The following is a 16,733-nucleotide window of genomic DNA, read 5'->3' as shown; positions in this document are numbered from 1 at the left end:
ACTGTCTAGTCCTGAAATAGCGGTACACAAAAATTACCTTTGCAAGCCCTAGATCAATTGAGTATATTTACAACGCAGCGGGGCAAAAACTGAAGAAAATTGTAAAAGAGGCCAGCGGTACAACTCATACAGATTATCTGGGAGGATTTCAGTACAGATATAGCGAAGACCAAAGTATTCCGGTTGATCTGGGCGGTGGAGATCCAGATCCTCCTGCACCTGATGATTCGGGAACCCCGCTCTGCAAAGTTTCCTGACTTCGTAGTGACATCGATAGGAAAGAATACCAATATATTCTTAAATATATTTAAGTGGGTACGAAGTCGGGAGACTTCGCACAGCGTGAGTTGAATTGAAGTTTTCCTAAACATTTGTCTGCTCCTCCTCCTCTATTTTTTTTATTTTTATACAAAACTCAAAATCTAAAAAATGCCATTTGTCCGAATCAGTTTACCTAAGAAGCTTTCATTAGAAACCAAAAACAATATTTCAGAAGCGATTCATCAATCTTTAATAGCAGAATTTCATATTCCAAGTGCTGATTATTTTCATGTAATTGAAGAATTAGAACAGCATCAGATAAAATATCCCGAAAGTTATCTTGGTATTTCGCATTCTGAAGAAATTGTATATGTTCAGATCACCGCAGGACAAGGTCGAACAGTAGAACAAAAAAAGAAATTATACCACCAAATTGCTACAAGAATTGCCGCAACAACAGCGATTCTCATTAATAACGTGATTATTGTTTTATTAGAAAATAACGGTTTGGAAAACTGGTCCTTTGGTAATGGAGAAATTCAGGAACCAACACATTTAAAAAAATAAATTTCTTTAATAGTCTTTATACCGCTCTGGTTATTCCATATGAGAATAAAGTATTAAAAATAAAACCGTTTCAGTTTAAACTCTGAAACGGTTTCTTTCTATTAAAATTTCATCTTCTGAATCCTCACGGCATTCAATATGGCCAGTAAAGCTACTCCAACATCAGCAAAAACAGCTTCCCACATGGTTGCTAGTCCGCCGGCACCCAAGATAAGTACGGCAGCTTTTACAACGAAAGCCAAAGTAATATTTTGCCAGACGATTTTTTTGGTTTGTTTCCCAATGTTTATCGCCATCGGAATCTTGCTTGGTTTATCGTCCTGAATGACCACATCGGCAGTTTCGATCGTGGCATCACTGCCCAACCCGCCCATCGCGATTCCAACCGTACTTAAAGCAATTACCGGAGCATCGTTTACACCATCACCCACAAAAGCTACCGTTTCGTTTTTGGCTTTAATTTCGTTTAGTTGATTCACCTTATCTTCGGGAAGTAAATCTCCAAAAGCGTTTGTAATGCCTAACGTTTTGGCAACAAACTGCACTACATTGGTTTTGTCACCGCTCAGCATGGTTACTTTAACTCCGAGAGCTTTCAATTTGGTTACCGCCTCTTGCGCATCTGCTTTAATTTCATCGGCAATCGTTAAATAACCTGCAAACTTATTGTTGTAAGCAATGGCAATGGTCGTATAAACCACCGCATTGGGATCAACATCGTATGCAATACTGAATTTATCCATCAGTTTAAAATTCCCTACGTGCAGTTCTTTTCCGTCTATTTCAGCTTTTAATCCGTGTCCGGAAATCTCCTCGACGTTTTTCAGTGTTATCGAGGAATCAATTTGCCCTACATAATTGTGAATGGCAGTCGCAACGGGGTGTGTACTCTGACTTTCAAGTACATTGACCAGTTTTAAAATTTCGTCTTTGTCAAAACCCTCCTGAATAATTACTTCCTGAACCTTAAAAACACCTTCGGTCATTGTGCCTGTTTTGTCCATCACAACATTCTGAATGGTTGATATACTGTCTAAGAAATTACTTCCTTTAAACAGGATACCGTTCTTACTCGCTGCTCCGATACCACCAAAATAACCTAGCGGAATGCTGATCACCAAAGCACAAGGACACGAAATTACCAGAAAAACCAATGCTCGGTACAACCAGTCACTAAACACATAGTCGGATACAAAAAGCATGGGCAGTAAGCAAATGGCAATTGCCAGATAAACTACAATGGGCGTATAAATTTTAGCAAATTTTCGAATGAATAATTCTGCAGGAGCTTTTTTAGTAACGGCATTCTGAACCATTTCCAGAATCTTAGACAATTTACTGTCGTTATACGCTGCGGTTACTTTTACCAATGCAATGGTACTTCCGTTAATCATTCCGGCCAAAACAGCTTCTCCTTTTACTTTGGTGTCCGGTTTGCTTTCTCCTGTAAGTGCTGCAGTATTAAAGGAAGCCGAATCGGAAAGTAATTCTCCGTCCAGTCCCAGTTTTTCCCCTGCTTTCAGCTGCACAATCGCTCCAATGGCAACATCGGTAGCTTTAACTTTAGTCGCAACATTATTTTCCAAAACACTTACCTCATCAGGACGCTGGTCCAGTAAGCTTTTAATGTTTGATTTGGCACGACTGACTGCCAATCCCTGAAAGTTCTCACCAATGGTATAAAACAACATCACAGCAACACCTTCCGGAAATTCTCCAATGGCAAATGCTCCGATGGTGGCGATACTCATCAGGAAAAACTCCGAAAATACGTCGCCTTTTCTGATGCTTTCGTAAGCTTCCTTTAAAACGGGGAATCCTACCGGCAAATAAGCAATAACATACCAGGCGATTCTAACAGGGCCAGAAAACCAATTTTGTTCGAAATACTGATCGAATCCAATTCCAATCAGCAATAAAACAAAGGAAATAATGGCCGGTAAAAACATTCTAAACCATCCGCTATTCGCACTATGACCGTGATCGTGCCCGTCATCGTCTGAATGTACAGGCTCGTCATGTGAGCAGCAGGAACCGGGTTGATTTATTTTATTCTTTTTAATCTTTTCTTCTTTATGTAGATGTTCCATGAGAAATTTAAAGTTTTAGGTTTCAAAGTTTCGAGTTTAAACTTTGTTTCAATAATGTTCTAAATTTACGGATTTTGTATTAATAGTTTTTAGACAAAGGCATAGAAAAGAGATTTTAGATTGAAGATTAACGATTGCAGATTTCTGACCTAGTCATTAGTACTATTATCTATCTCTAGATTTCATACATCTGAAATCAAAAATCATTAATCAAAAATCTTAAATCACTTAACTTTATGACATTGGACCAAAGTCAAGAGGTTATTCAGGAATGCACTGTTATACGTCTCTACAAAAACCTCTAAACCTTTGTCCCGATCAAAATTTAATGATCATGTTCTCCCCCACCTTTCATAGCCGAAAGCAAATAGAAAGCTCCTTTCGTTACGATTTTTGCATTTGGATCAACATTTTCTACAAATTTTATTTCTGTAAAGCCCAAATCTGTAGTGCCCGGAATGACTTCCACTGCTCTAAAATGAACTTCTTTTTCATGATTTCCTTTTTCAGGCGTTTTCTTTTCCTCATGTGCTTCTTCTTCCACATAAACAAAATATTTATCGGCATTTCGAACTACGGCATCTTTTGGTAACGCAGGAACAGTAGCATTGGTAATATTGATGTTAGCCGAAACGTACATCCCCGGAATCAGTCCTTTGGCATCAGCAGATTCGATTTTAGCATGTACTGCAACGGTTTTACTTTCGTTTGAAAAAGACTTATTTATTCCGAAAATCTTCCCTTTAATGGATTTGTTGGACTGATTGGTTAAAACAAAATCTATCACCTGGCCAATTGAAATCGACCCCAGATCTTTTTCATACACGTTCAGATCCAGGTGCATCTGACTGTTATCGACCACTTCAAATAAAACAACTCCGGTTTGAGCATAAGCTCCTTTTGCAATACTTATCTTCCCTACATAACCATTGATTGGCGCCACAACCGGGACTAACGAAGTGCTTCCTTTGGTACTGACATGCAACGCTTCCAATTTGTTCTTCGCAGCCTGTGCACGGGCTTTTTCTGCTGCCAATTTTGATTTTACTTCCTGAAATGTTTTCCTTGGATTTACATTTTCATCGCTCAGCGTTTTCTGACGGTTGTATTCCAATTGCAGATACTCAATATTGGCTACAGCCGAATGGTATTCTTCCTGCATTTCGATTACTTCCAGGTTTTGAATGGTCGCCAATACTTTTCCTTTGTTAACGTACGTTCCTTCCAAAACAAAAATATCTTTGACTGTTCCTCCTATTAAAGTCGAAACTTCGGCGGAATTTTGTGGTGGAACGGTAGTATAACCATTCGCTTTAATGACTTTATTAAGGTTTCTGTTTTCTACCAAACCTGTTTCAATCCCAACCGTTTTATATTGCGCTTCGTTTAAAGCAACTTCTGTTTGCGATTTTTCTTCCTCCGGAGCTTCTTCTGTTTTCTTTTGACCACAGGATACCAAAACCATTATCGAAGCGGCCATTAATCCCAAACAAACGAACTTTCTTTGCGATAAAACCTTTGTGCTTTTTACTGTTGTATTATTATTAATCTGTTTCATTTTAGTTGTTTTTGATGGTTGGAAATTGCAATTCGATTGCGCTCTGATTAAAGTTGTGTGTGGCCTCAGTGTATTGTTTCTTAATATCAATTGCCTGATTTAAGAAACTGATGTACGACCAATAACTCAAATCGCCATTGGCATAACTTTTCTGGGCCGTACTAATAATCTGATCGGCATACTGTAATCCTTCTTTTTGAAAATAATCCATTGCTTTTTGCTGCTTCTCGAAATTGTTTTGCAATTCCTGTTTTTGCAGATTCAGCGTCAGCTTATTTTTATCCAAAGCCAGTTGCGATTGCGAAATGCTGATTGCCGAAGCCTTAGCTTTTGCTGTATTTACCCCTCCAAACAACGGAATCTGCAATCCCGCTGTAAAACCCTGAAACAAGGATTGCGTGTTGATGGTTTGTGCAAAATAGCCCAATCCAACTTTTGGTGTTCGCATGGCTTTGTGTGTATTGACTTCTTTTTGATACACCGAAATTTGCTGCTGATAAAAATCGGTCATTAAAGTCTCTGCTTTCGAGGTTCCTTCTTCTTTTACCATCGAGTATTGCAAGGCCGTTTGAGCATCGGGAATGACATTCTCATCCGTTTGCACAAAAAACTGCAGCTGCTTTTGGTAAATCGCCAAATCAAATTCTAATTGTGCTTTTTGAGTTTCAATCTCTTTTACTTTTGCCTTTGCACTTATGACTTCAATATTTCCGCTTTCTCCGGTTTTAAAACGAAGCTCAGCATTCTTCAGGAATTTGGTGTAAATTTCATTCAGTTCTGAGTTTAGCTTTTGAATGGAAACGCCGTACAGGTATTGATAATAAGCAAGAGTAACGGCTTTTTCTACTTCATAAGTCGACAACGCTTTTCGTTTTTCGGCCAGTTTTGCCAGTTCTTCCTGCAATTGTCTATTGGCTTTTGTGATATTTCCCAATGGAAAAAACTGCTGTACGGAAACATTATGGTCGTAATCGGCACTATTGAATTGCCCGCCCTGGTATTGCACCTGAAGCGGATCTGCCTGAAATGCCGTCTTTTTCAAAACGGTTTGTTTTTCAATTTCCTTATCGGCAATCTTCAAATCGATGTTGTTTGATTTTGCCAGTTCGATTGCTTTTTCGAGACTGATTTTTTGCTGTGCGGTTGTTAATGTCGTTGCAAACAAGAATGCTAGTACCAGCTTGTTTAACCGCAAAGCGCGCAATCCATCTTTCGCAAGGTGCGCAAAGGAGCTTGTGTTTATATGCTTTAGTATGTTTTTCATTTTTATATTTTTTGTTTCTCGCAGATTTTGCTGGTTTTTACTTTTAAAGCTGAATCTGCAAGAGAAATCATTTTACACTAATCAGTAATCACCCTACACCTAATTACTTCATTATCAAATAATCTAATTATCTTTTTTATCCTTAAACTTCTTCTCTAACAATAAATACAGAATTGGTAAAACAATTAATGTCAGTAAAGTTGCTGAAACTAATCCTCCAATTACAACGGTTGCTAAAGGTTTTTGTACCTCTGCTCCCCCGCTTGTAGACAATGCCATTGGCAAGAATCCTAACGAAGCTACGGCAGCAGTCATTAAAACCGGACGCAATCTAGTTTTGGTCCCGATTAAAACTCTTTGCAACGGATCAAGAACTCCCTCTTTTTTGAGTTGATTGAAATACGAAATCAATACAATTCCGTTTAAAACCGCAATTCCAAACAAAGCAATGAAACCAATACCCGCCGAAATACTAAACGGCATTCCACGCATCCAGAGTGCAAAAACTCCCCCAATTGCTGATAATGGAATGGCTGTAAAAATCAATCCCGCCTGCTTGAAACTCTTAAAAGTAAAATACAGCAACACCAATATCAATCCTAAAGCGATTGGAAGCGCTACCGATAGTCGTTTGGTTGCTTCGATTAAATTCTCAAATTGACCTCCATAGGTTACATAATACCCGGCCGGAAGTTTGTAGTCTTTGTCCAGCTTTTGCTGAATTTCCTCTACCACACTTTTTATGTCACGGCCACGAACGTTTAGTCCAACCGTGATTCTGCGTTTTCCGTTTTCACGGATTACCTGTACCGGCCCTTGTTCGTACTCGACTGTAGCCACTTGCGAAAGCGGTACCTGCTGTCCGTTAGGCAACGGAATGAACAAATTACTCACGTCTGTAATATCGGCACGATTGTTTTCATTCATTCGCACTACTACATCAAACCTTTTGCTTTCGTCATAGATTTTTCCGGCACTTTCTCCCGCAAAAGAGGAACGTATAATTTGATTGATATCTGAAATATTCAATCCGTATAAAGCGATCTTATTGTAGTCGTATTTCACCGTAATTTGCGGTAAGCCGGTCACTTTATCAGCTTTTAAATCGCCTATTCCTTCAATACTTTTAATTTTCGAAATTAACTCTGTTGCTTTAGCGTCCAGAATCTCCAGATCGTCTCCAAAAATCTTAATGGCTATATCACTTCGGCTTCCGGTCATTAATTCGTTAAAACGCATCTGAATAGGCTGAGAGATCTCGATATTGGCTCCTGGAATGACTTCCATTTCTTTTTTCATGGCATTGGCTAAATCTTCCCAGTTGTCATATTTGCCTTTCCATTCTTTTTTATCTTTCAAAACAATGATCAAATCACCACTTTCGATAGGCATCGGATCGGTTGGAATTTCCCCACTTCCAATTTTGGTTACGATGGTTTTGATCTCGGGAAATTTAGCTTTTAAGATCTGTTCGTATTTCGTAGTAGTTTCCACCATCTGGGTTAACGAACTTCCGGTCATGATGGTTGCATTTATAGCCAAATCGCCTTCTTCGATAGTTGGTATAAACTCTCCTCCCATTGAATTGAAAACAACTAAACCAAGGGCAAATAAACCCAGTGATACACCTAAAACTACCTTTTTAAACTGTAGTGCTTTTTTCAAAAACGGTGTATAAACAGCTTCCAGCCATGCCATCATTCTGTCGCTGAAATTTTCTTTGTGTTCAGTACTTTTAGACAAGAACATCGCACTCATCATCGGTACGTAAGTCAAAGAAAGAATAAAAGCTCCAGCAACCGCAAAACCTACTGTCATTGCCATAGGTTTAAACATCTTGCCTTCGGTTCCAACTAAAGCAAGAATTGGCAGATACACGATCAGAATAATAATTTCCCCAAAAGCAGCACTGTTTCTGATTTTCGAAGCTGAATTGTACACTTCAGCATCCATTTCGTTTTGCGTTAACGCTTTCTTGCGTTTGAGCTGCTGCAAGTGGTGCATGGTGGCTTCCACAATAATTACAGCGCCGTCCACGATGATTCCAAAGTCGATTGCCCCAAGACTCATCAGATTTCCGCTTACGCCGAAAGCATTCATTAAAATAACGGCAAAAAGCATGGCCAGTGGAATAACCGAAGCTACAATTAAACCGGCACGAAGATTCCCCAGAAATAAGATCAGCACAAAAATAACGATCAAAGCTCCTTCTAATAAGTTCTTTGAAACGGTTCCAATAGCGCTGTCTACCAACTTCCCTCTATCGATAAAAGCCTCGGCAACGACTCCTTCGGGCAGACTTTTATTGATCTGAATCATTCTTTCATGAATTCTATTGACCACCGCACTGGAATTTTCTCCTTTTAACATCAAAACCATTCCGGAAACAATTTCCCCTTTTCCGTCTTTCGTTGAAGCTCCGTAACGCAAGGCAACACCTTCGCGAACTTCGGCTACATCACGAACCAAAACAGGCGAACCATTTCGGTTTTTCACTACTACATTTCCTAAATCTTTGGTTCCTTTCGCCATACCAACACCCCGAATGAAGTACGCAAACTGGTCTTTTTCGATATAGGCACCTCCTGTATTTTGATTGTTTTTTTCGAGTGCATCAAAAATCTCTGTAATCGTAACGCCCAAACTGTTCAGTGTATTTGGATTTACGGCGATTTCATATTGCTTTAGTTTCCCTCCCCAGGTACTAACATCGGCTACGCCTTTGATACCCTGCAATTGCGGGATAATGATCCAATCCTGAATGGTACGTAGTTTAATAGCATCGTATTTGTCTTCATAACCTTTCTTGGCATAGACATCGTACTGATAGATTTCTCCTAAACCGGTACTGATTGGGGCTAATTCGGGGGAACCGGCATAAGCAGGGATATTCTCTTCGGCCTGTTTAAGACGTTGAAATATTTGCTCTCTGGCCCAATAGATGTTCACATCGTCCTCGAAAACGACCGTAACTACTGATAATCCGAAACGTGAAATACTGCGGAGTTCTATAATATCCGGAACAGTCTTTACAGCCTGTTCTAAAGGATATGTAATGAGTTGTTCGACTTCCTGACTGGCCAAAGTAGGTGCTGTGGTAATAATCTGCACCTGATTGTTGGTTACGTCAGGCAAAGCATCTAAGGGTAATTGTTTGATCGAATAGCTTCCCCAGGCTATTAATACAAGGGTTAATAATAGTATAACGAACTTATTCTTTATACTAAACTGTATGATTTTATCTAACATTTAAATGGTATAATGATGTGAGAAATGAGGCAAAGTGTTGCCTATTTAAATACTGCGGAAAATCCGCAACGCTCTAACCCACATTCCGACTTATCGGGTGGGCATCATTATGCTATTTGAGGGGGCTGCCAAATACTTCCGTAGAAATTAGAAGCAAAAACAGAAATGTAATTGGGTAACGGACTTGAAATAAGGGAATGTGTGACAGGAAAATCAAAGCTTACAAAAGTCTGATAACTTAAAACCTGCGCTCCACAACAATTGCACGCACAGAAAGGCGAGCATAAATCATTGTCTTTATCGTGTGTGTGATTGGCTTCAGAAGAAAACTGAGCTGTTTTGTGAGCAGCACTATTGATTTCCATATCTGCACAAGGCATATTGGAAAGCGCCATTAAATAAATCGATAATATGATTGTTATCCATTTCACGACACAAAAATAGTATTTATTTCAATTGAAAAACTGAATTATTGAATTTGATGCTTCTAAAAAAAGACGGACGAATCAAAAAAATTAACAAAATCCCCTGTATATCAAAATTACTTTCTTAAAAAAACAATCCCGCCGATTCAAAAATTTGGTCAACTTTAACAACAATTAACATTTTATTCTAAAATTTATTCCTTCGAACCAAAACCCCCTATTCTACTAATTAAGATAAAAGTTTCCCATTTCCTTATCAAACAGCAGTCATGTGAGAGAAGTGTATTTTTCTTTTACATTCTTTGCTTAAACTAAAAAACGATGTTGTTAGGAATTGAATATTATTTTTTGAAACCACAATTACAAAACATAGATTACTATTATTAAACAAGTTATAATCATTAATTAAAACTTACACTTTACATCTAAAAACCACTATTGCAACTATTAAATAAAAAAAAGCAATACTATTAAAGCAATAGTCTTCCTCTCAAAGCTTCTGCAATTAGCATCACTTAAAAAACTCATCAACAAGCAATTAAAACCACATTCAACGGAATTTATTTTGAAGCCATATTGTTCCCTTTGACAAAATTTAAATTTTAAAACCTTAAGCATTATTCTTCCTCAAAAGAATGCTTTTTCTCCGAAGAAATTAGAGTTCAAATTAAAATTCTTTCAACTTTTTTGTTTCACATCTAAATCGTTTCGGTCTCAAAACTACTATAAAGTTACAATTTAACACAATAAATCCAAAACACTGGAAACAAAACAATTACAAACAAAAACAAAACACAACAAGACAAACTGTCAGTATCAAAAAACAGTCCTTTTTATTCTCAACAACCCCATTTGTTCAACGCTATTTTATCTCAAACAAATACCTCTTCAGTGAACATGAAAATTCATGATAATTTATCCTATTCCATCCTAAAAACTAAAGCATAATTAACACTTCAACTCATCACCCATTCTCTCCAAAAAACAACAAACCCCTTAAGAATTAAATTCATTAAGGGGTTTATTGTTTTACACCAGGTTACATCGTTTCAACAAAACTTAGCACCTCAGCACCTTAGTACCTTAGCCACTTCAAAAAAGTTATACCGTCTCAACAAAACTTAGCACCTCAGAACCTTAGTACCTTAGCCACTTCAAAAAAGTTATACCGTCTCAACAAAACTTAGCACCTCAGAACCTTAGTACCTCAGCACCTTAAAAAAAGCTATAAAGAAGCCATATCAATTACAAAACGATACTTAATATTTCCTTTTAACAGCCTTTCATAGGCGTCATTTACTTCGTTTACGCCAATTAATTCAATATCGGCAGTAATATTGTGTTCAGCACAAAAATCAAGCATTTCCTGAGTTTCTTTGATTCCGCCAATAGCAGAACCCGCAAAACTTCTTCTTCCCAATAAAAGACTGAACGAAGTTACCGGAAGAGGCTCCATTGGAGCACCAACCAAAGTGAGCGTTCCATCCACTTTTAACAGATTTAAATAGGCATCAATATTGTGTTCTGCCGACACACAGTCCAAAATAAAATTCAGACTTTTAGTGTATTTAGCCATTTTCTCAGGATCCGTCGACAGTACTACCTCATCCGCCCCTAGACGTTTTGCATCTTCGGTTTTAGACAATGAAGTTGTAAAAACTACCACATGAGCCCCCATTGCTTTCGCCAATTTGATTCCCATATGCCCTAGACCGCCAATACCAACAATCCCCACTTTTTGCCCGGAACCTACATTCCAGTGTCTTAATGGTGAATAGGTTGTGATACCTGCACAAAGCAATGGTGCAACACCTGCAAGATCTAATTTATCAGAAATATGCAGCACATAATTCTCATCGACTACAATACTTTGCGAATACCCTCCAAAGGTTTGTCCGCCTAAATGCGTGTCCGGAGAATTAAAAGTTAAAGTACTGCCGGCATCACAAAATTGCTCTAAATCGCCTTTGCAATGCTCACATTCTCTACAAGAATCAACCATACAGCCTACTCCGGCCAAATCGCCCACTTTGAAATTCTTTACGTGACCTCCCACTTTTGTTACCCTCCCCACAATCTCATGCCCCGGAACTATTGGGTAAATCGTCCCGTGCCATTCGTTTCTGGCGGAATGCAAATCCGAATGACAAATTCCACAATATAAAATCTCTATTTCTACATCATGAGCCAATACCGCTCTGCGCTGAATGTCTAATGTCTGCAACGGTGCATCCGCAGCCTCTGTCCCAAAGGCTTTTATGTTTTTTACTTCCATGTTTTTATTGTTTTTTAGTTTTATTTGTTTCAAGTTTTATTTGTTTCAAGTTTCAGGTTTCAGATTACAAAAAACACAGGCTTTCCCATTCAGAATTTTCTAATTATCTAATTATCTAATTATCTAATTAAATCACTTCCCGTAACTGTAATACTCTTCATCGGTTACACTATCGAGCCAAATTCCGGTTCCTTTATCAATTTCTGTAATAATAGCGATGTGCGAAAACGAACTGAACGGGGTGGCTCCATACCAGTGTTCTATTCCGGGCAGAATCGTAACTACTTCGTCTTTATGAAGCAATCGGATGGCTTTTCCTTTTTCCTGAAAATAGCCAATCCCGTTTGTAGCAATAAACAATTGCAGTGTTGGATTAACATGCCAATTACATCTTGAACCCGGTTCAAAAGAAACTTCTTTTATAACCGTATTATCAGGATGAATAGCACTGGTTTGCTTTTTATACGAAACATCACCAGTCATATAGGTATTTGGGATTTTCCCCTCTTCAATAACTGAAGTATAAAGTGTTGACATAAAATTGATTTTTTGAGATTGATTTCTTTTTTAAAATGATCCGACAAAAGCTGCTGCCCTTAAGTACCGGATACCACAATGCCTGCCTTAAATCATTTAAGACTAAAGCAATCCACAGAAGCTAAATCTTCCTTAGACAAAATAGCTGTAACAAATTGATTCTCTGAAGTATTCATAATTATTCGTTTTTTTTACACCAGTTTAAACTAAATCATGAAAGCGGGAATATGCTTTGTGAAGTATTATTTAGCTTATTGAAAACTGATTAATGATTAATACTACTTATTTCAATGCAAATCTACAGTGGTAAAGAGGCAGCGAGATAACAATAATCAAACAAAAAATTAAGAATATGAAACAATTTACACTCTGAGTGATTTTGGAATTGTTCCTGTAATCCTTTTAAAGTAATTATTAAAATAACTTGGATATTCAAATCCCAGCGAATATCCGATATCCGAAATACTCCAATCCGTATGCTGCAGCAAAGCTTTGGCTTCACCAACAATTCTTTCTGAAATATGCGCCGTTGTTGGTTTTCCGGTGACTTCTTTAACGGAACGATTTAAATGATTCACATGAACAGCCAAACTCTGCGCATAATCCTGAGGTGTTTTTAGCGCTAATGGCTCATTTTTGGTTTCTATGGGAAACTGTCTTTCCAACAATTCCAAAAACAAGGAGGTAATTCGCGACGAGGCATTTCTGGGTTTAAAGAAATTCTCCGAAGGCTGCATTTTCATAGATTCGTGCAAAATCAAGTTGATATAATTACGAATCAGGTCATCTTTAAAAACATAATCTGTTTCCTGCTCCTGTATCATTTTCTGAAATAAGGAATCGATAAACACCTTTTGATCAGCTGATAAAGAAAATATTGGCGTACCGCCAATTTTAAACAAAGGCGATTCATGAAGGCTTTCAGAACGATCTTTTACTTTTAGAAAGTCCTCCGTAAAAACACAGGCATAGCCTTCATACGAGGGTGAAATAATTTCCCAGGAATACGGAATGTGCGGATTTCCGAAAAATAGTATAGTTCCGTCCGTTTCGATCCCTCTGTCGGCATAATGAATAAAACTCTTACTGGTATTGATGCAAATTTTGTAAAAATCCCTACGGTTATACGTTGGAATCTTACTCACGTCACCGTTTACTTCATACACCTTAAAGCCTTTCAGCTTTAAATCACTAATTCCAAGTTCTGAACCCTGTTCTTCTAATTGCTCTTTCATTTTGCAAAGTTATGAAAATCAAACAAAAGTTTTTGAAGTTGTTTTTTTAGTTTGTTTCAGGTTTGAAGTTTCAGGTTTCAGGTTTCAGGTTTGAAGTTTCAGGTTTCAGGTTTCAGGTTTCAGGTTTCAGGTTTCAAGTTTTAAGTTTCAGGTTTTAAGTTTTACATTTCAGAGAGGTACTGTCCTACGATGCATCCCGCAGTCTTTGTTTTTTTTTTCAAAAAGTTTGTTATTTTATACCAATCGGTATATATTTGTGTTTTAAATTTTCAATTACCATGAGTAAAGCCGAAAGAACCAAGCAATTTATTATAGAGAAAACCGCTCCTATTTTCAATATGAAAGGGTACAGTGGAACTTCTATGAGTGATATTACCGAAGCGACAGGCCTTACAAAAGGAAGTATTTACGGTAACTTTGAAAACAAAGACGAAGTAGCCTTGGCGGCTTTTAAATTCAATGTAAAAAAACTTCAGGATGCTTTTACGCGAGAAATCGACAAACAAACTACGTTTAAAGACAAATTATTAGTTTATCCAAGACTCTACTCTAATTATTACGAGCTAAGAATCACTCAGGGTGGATGCCCTATTATCAACACCGCTACTGAAGCAGATGATACTCATCCGGTACTTAGAAAAAAAGTGGAAAGTATAATTCTTGCCTGGAAAGAAAAACTGGTTTATTTTATTGAGCAAGGCATCGCTGCGGGAGAATTTAAAGGGGAATCCATAAATCCGGAAAAAACCGCTCTAACCATCATCGCTATTATCGAGGGTGCTGTCATGATTTCTAAAATAACGGGCGACCTGTCTAATTTATCCACTATTATGCTTTCACTGAAAAAGATAATTGATGACTTAGAGTAAAGTCAATAAAAACAACTGTCCTTTTTTTAATTAAAAATATACCGATCGGTATAAAATATTTATCTATGACACCATTAAACCGAAAACTACTTATTCTGACTGTCATATTAGCCGCCATTATGGAACTGATAGACATATCGATTGTAAATGTTGCGCTTTCCCACATGAGCGGAAATCTGGGCGCTACACTTGAAGATACCTCGTGGGTGATTACGGCTTACGCCATTGCCAATGTGATTATAATCCCTATTACAAGCTTTCTAAGCGCCAATCTTGGGCGGCGTAATTATTATATTGGTTCTGTTATTTTGTTTACGTTCTGCTCTTTTATGTGTGGGCATTCGTCTAACATTTGGATGCTCGTTTTTTTCAGGTTCTTTCAGGGAATTGGAGGCGGTGCCTTGTTATCCATCTCACAAGTTGTGGTTTTCGAGCTTTTCCCAAAAGACAAACAATCTACAGCCGGAGCTATATTTGGAGCCGGAATCTTCATTGGCCCCACTATCGGCCCAACTTTGGGTGGTTATATTACCGAAAATTACGATTGGCCCTGGATATTCCTCATCAATGTTCCGATTGGAATTCTTGTCATGATTTCATGTTACTTTCTACTGCAGGAACCTCCTGTAAAACCTGAAATCACTAAGGTCGACTGGACCGGCATTGCTTTACTGGCCATAGGAGTTGGTACTTTGCAAACGGTTCTCGAAAGAGGCGAAGTCGAAGACTGGTTTGAAACCCGCTATATTGTTGTGCTTACCTTTATTGCCGTTACAACCCTGCTCCTGTTTATCTATTGGGAACTTACGATCGAAAAGCCTGTAGTAAATCTTCGGGTCCTCAAAAGTAAATCTTTAAGTATTGCTGCAGTCCTAACTTTTGTAACCGGATTTGGTATGTTTATTTCCATCTACATTAGTCCGGTTGTCGCGCAGCGTTTATTGAGCTTTTCACCTTATCAAACCGGATTGCTTTTGTTACCCGGAGCGCTGTTTGCATTATTGGCTTTAAAAATGTGCGGAACCTTACTACAAAAAGGCGTCTCACCGGTACTGATTATCGCAGCCGGATTTCTTTTGTTTATTTATTTTAATTGGAGAATGTCCGGAATGACTTTAAACACCAGCGCTGCTGAAGTGGCAACTTCTCTGATTTTTCGTGCATTAGGAATGGCTCTGCTTACTGTTCCGCTTACCATGCTGGCCGTCTCCTCTTTAGAAGACAAAGATGTTGGTCAGGGCGCCGCTTTGAATAATATGATGCGGCAATTGGGCGGTTCTTTTGGCGTTTCGATTATCAATACTTATGTAGCTCATCGATTTGCAGCACACCGAAACGAGCTAATTTCGACTGTTACCCCAGACAACACCATCGCAATGGACCGGATAAATGCCTACATCAGGTATTTTCAAAGCAAAGGTTTTGCTTATAACGAAGCTAAGTTTAAAGCACTCCGACTTATGGAAAGTATTGTTTTAAGACAATCTTCTTTATTAAGTTACAGAGATGCTTTTTTCCTTGTTGGATTGTTCTTTTTGATAACCTTACCCCTGCTTTTGTTTGTAATGAATAAATCCAAAAAAAGAAAAACCGATCTTATGCTCTCCGATCACTAAGGCACGCTTTCTTTCTGATAAACAAGCCTGTAAACTCTTTCTATAAAATTTAGAATCATTCTATTGCCTCTCTTTTAACAATTCACTTTGTTTTGGTGTAATTTTATATTGAAATTAACCTATAAAACAAAAAACAGCTATTAGTTATGAGTGTTATTAAAGATGAAAATAAACTTATTAGCACCATTAAACGAGTTGATCAGAAAATCGACAAGCTTAATGATCAAAAGATCATTGCCTTTTTTGAAGCCCTTGGATTAAATGAAAGAGCAGATGTTCCTAAAAATTTCCTGGAATGGGAAACCATACTTATCGTCGTTCCGGATCGACATATTTCTCACGAATTAAAGTATTACAAATATTCTATTGCAAGACTCGCTTTTGTTACCAATCCGAATGCGACTGAAATTCATGCTTTCGATTTCAATGAATGGAAAAAAGTTACTCAGAATAAAACACAATTTCAAATTAGAGAATTTCTAAAAAATAACTTTGGCGGTGTTCGAAATCATGCGGACAGATTGAATTAAGTAAACAAGTTCATTTCAGCTTCAGGTGATCATCTAAATAATAAAACCTTTGTCAAAACATAGAATTGACAAAGGTTTTATTATTTAGAGTTCTATTGGATCAGTTGCAAAATCTGAGGATCAGGCAAAAAGATAAGATAATCTGTATAAGAAAAAAATCTATTTTTCTCACTCCACTTAATTGAGCTCTAAAAGCTTTTATTTTAGCATTGAAAGATTCTTCTCTGGCTTTCAGTCATTATTGGTGTTTATTTAAT

General features: G+C 37.7%; 12 protein-coding genes. 4 read left to right on the top strand and 8 right to left on the bottom strand.

Annotated features, from left to right (window positions below):
- Positions 1 to 429: 429 nt before the first annotated feature.
- Positions 430 to 828: a tautomerase family protein gene (locus JO950_RS17840; RefSeq protein ID WP_202703853.1), complete on the top strand. Its 399-nt coding sequence runs from the start codon at positions 430 to 432 to the stop codon at positions 826 to 828.
- 101 nt (positions 829 to 929) lie between these two features.
- On the opposite strand, the gene JO950_RS17835 is transcribed toward JO950_RS17840, so the two are convergent.
- The 8 genes from JO950_RS17835 to JO950_RS17800 form a co-directional block, all read right to left on the bottom strand.
- On the bottom strand, positions 930 to 2,918 hold the full coding sequence (locus JO950_RS17835) for a heavy metal translocating P-type ATPase (protein ID WP_202703852.1): 1,989 nt from the start codon (positions 2,916 to 2,918) through the stop codon (positions 930 to 932).
- A gap of 325 nt (positions 2,919 to 3,243) precedes the next feature.
- Positions 3,244 to 4,476, bottom strand: coding sequence for an efflux RND transporter periplasmic adaptor subunit (locus JO950_RS17830; RefSeq protein WP_202703851.1), 1,233 nt, complete (start codon positions 4,474 to 4,476; stop codon positions 3,244 to 3,246).
- Between the two features lies 1 nt (position 4,477).
- Positions 4,478 to 5,740, bottom strand: a complete 1,263-nt coding sequence (locus JO950_RS17825; RefSeq protein WP_202703850.1) for a TolC family protein — start codon at positions 5,738 to 5,740, stop codon at positions 4,478 to 4,480.
- 123 nt (positions 5,741 to 5,863) lie between these two features.
- Positions 5,864 to 8,989, bottom strand: coding sequence for an efflux RND transporter permease subunit (locus tag JO950_RS17820; protein ID WP_202703849.1), 3,126 nt, complete (start codon positions 8,987 to 8,989; stop codon positions 5,864 to 5,866).
- A 107-nt stretch (positions 8,990 to 9,096) separates the two neighbouring features.
- On the bottom strand, positions 9,097 to 9,420 hold the full coding sequence (locus JO950_RS17815; RefSeq protein ID WP_230001121.1) for a DUF6660 family protein: 324 nt from the start codon (positions 9,418 to 9,420) through the stop codon (positions 9,097 to 9,099).
- Between the two features lie 1,219 nt (positions 9,421 to 10,639).
- Positions 10,640 to 11,689, bottom strand: coding sequence for an NAD(P)-dependent alcohol dehydrogenase (locus JO950_RS17810; RefSeq protein ID WP_202703848.1), 1,050 nt, complete (start codon positions 11,687 to 11,689; stop codon positions 10,640 to 10,642).
- A 132-nt stretch (positions 11,690 to 11,821) separates the two neighbouring features.
- Positions 11,822 to 12,226: a cupin domain-containing protein gene (locus JO950_RS17805; RefSeq protein WP_202703847.1), complete on the bottom strand. Its 405-nt coding sequence runs from the start codon at positions 12,224 to 12,226 to the stop codon at positions 11,822 to 11,824.
- 362 nt (positions 12,227 to 12,588) lie between these two features.
- Positions 12,589 to 13,461 carry an AraC family transcriptional regulator gene (locus tag JO950_RS17800; protein WP_017497050.1) on the bottom strand — a complete coding sequence of 291 codons (873 nt, stop codon included), beginning with the start codon at positions 13,459 to 13,461 and terminating at the stop codon, positions 12,589 to 12,591.
- A 278-nt stretch (positions 13,462 to 13,739) separates the two neighbouring features.
- Between JO950_RS17800 and JO950_RS17795 the strand changes: the two genes are divergently transcribed.
- From JO950_RS17795 to JO950_RS17785, 3 genes are all read left to right on the top strand, one after another.
- The gene (locus JO950_RS17795) at positions 13,740 to 14,330 is read left to right on the top strand and encodes a TetR/AcrR family transcriptional regulator (protein WP_202703846.1); all 591 of its coding nucleotides are present in this window, start codon (positions 13,740 to 13,742) and stop codon (positions 14,328 to 14,330) included.
- Positions 14,331 to 14,395: 65 nt separating this feature from the next.
- Positions 14,396 to 15,946 carry a DHA2 family efflux MFS transporter permease subunit gene (locus tag JO950_RS17790; RefSeq protein ID WP_202703845.1) on the top strand — a complete coding sequence of 517 codons (1,551 nt, stop codon included), beginning with the start codon at positions 14,396 to 14,398 and terminating at the stop codon, positions 15,944 to 15,946.
- A 146-nt stretch (positions 15,947 to 16,092) separates the two neighbouring features.
- Positions 16,093 to 16,476, top strand: coding sequence for a hypothetical protein (locus JO950_RS17785; protein WP_202703844.1), 384 nt, complete (start codon positions 16,093 to 16,095; stop codon positions 16,474 to 16,476).
- Positions 16,477 to 16,733 lie beyond the last annotated feature (257 nt).

It is taken from the genome of Flavobacterium sp. UGB4466 (genome assembly GCF_903469665.1).
In the GTDB taxonomy this organism is placed as follows: Bacteria; Bacteroidota; Bacteroidia; order Flavobacteriales; family Flavobacteriaceae; genus Flavobacterium; species Flavobacterium lipolyticum.
Note: the sequence above shows the minus strand (reverse complement) of the source record. Positions and strands in the feature narration are given on the sequence as shown.

What these genes read in the sequence shown, in the direction of transcription:
- JO950_RS17810 (WP_202703848.1), bottom strand. Translation starts at nt 11,689, where the DNA reads ATGGAAGTAAAAAACATAAAAGCCTTTGGGACAGAGGCTGCGGATGCA.
- JO950_RS17835 (WP_202703852.1), bottom strand. Translation starts at nt 2,918, where the DNA reads ATGGAACATCTACATAAAGAAGAAAAGATTAAAAAGAATAAAATAAAT.
- JO950_RS17800 (WP_017497050.1), bottom strand. Translation starts at nt 13,461, where the DNA reads ATGAAAGAGCAATTAGAAGAACAGGGTTCAGAACTTGGAATTAGTGAT.
- JO950_RS17840 (WP_202703853.1), top strand. Translation starts at nt 430, where the DNA reads ATGCCATTTGTCCGAATCAGTTTACCTAAGAAGCTTTCATTAGAAACC.
- JO950_RS17785 (WP_202703844.1), top strand. Translation starts at nt 16,093, where the DNA reads ATGAGTGTTATTAAAGATGAAAATAAACTTATTAGCACCATTAAACGA.
- JO950_RS17825 (WP_202703850.1), bottom strand. Translation starts at nt 5,740, where the DNA reads ATGAAAAACATACTAAAGCATATAAACACAAGCTCCTTTGCGCACCTT.
- JO950_RS17820 (WP_202703849.1), bottom strand. Translation starts at nt 8,989, where the DNA reads ATGTTAGATAAAATCATACAGTTTAGTATAAAGAATAAGTTCGTTATA.
- JO950_RS17805 (WP_202703847.1), bottom strand. Translation starts at nt 12,226, where the DNA reads ATGTCAACACTTTATACTTCAGTTATTGAAGAGGGGAAAATCCCAAAT.
- JO950_RS17830 (WP_202703851.1), bottom strand. Translation starts at nt 4,476, where the DNA reads ATGAAACAGATTAATAATAATACAACAGTAAAAAGCACAAAGGTTTTA.
- JO950_RS17790 (WP_202703845.1), top strand. Translation starts at nt 14,396, where the DNA reads ATGACACCATTAAACCGAAAACTACTTATTCTGACTGTCATATTAGCC.
- JO950_RS17795 (WP_202703846.1), top strand. Translation starts at nt 13,740, where the DNA reads ATGAGTAAAGCCGAAAGAACCAAGCAATTTATTATAGAGAAAACCGCT.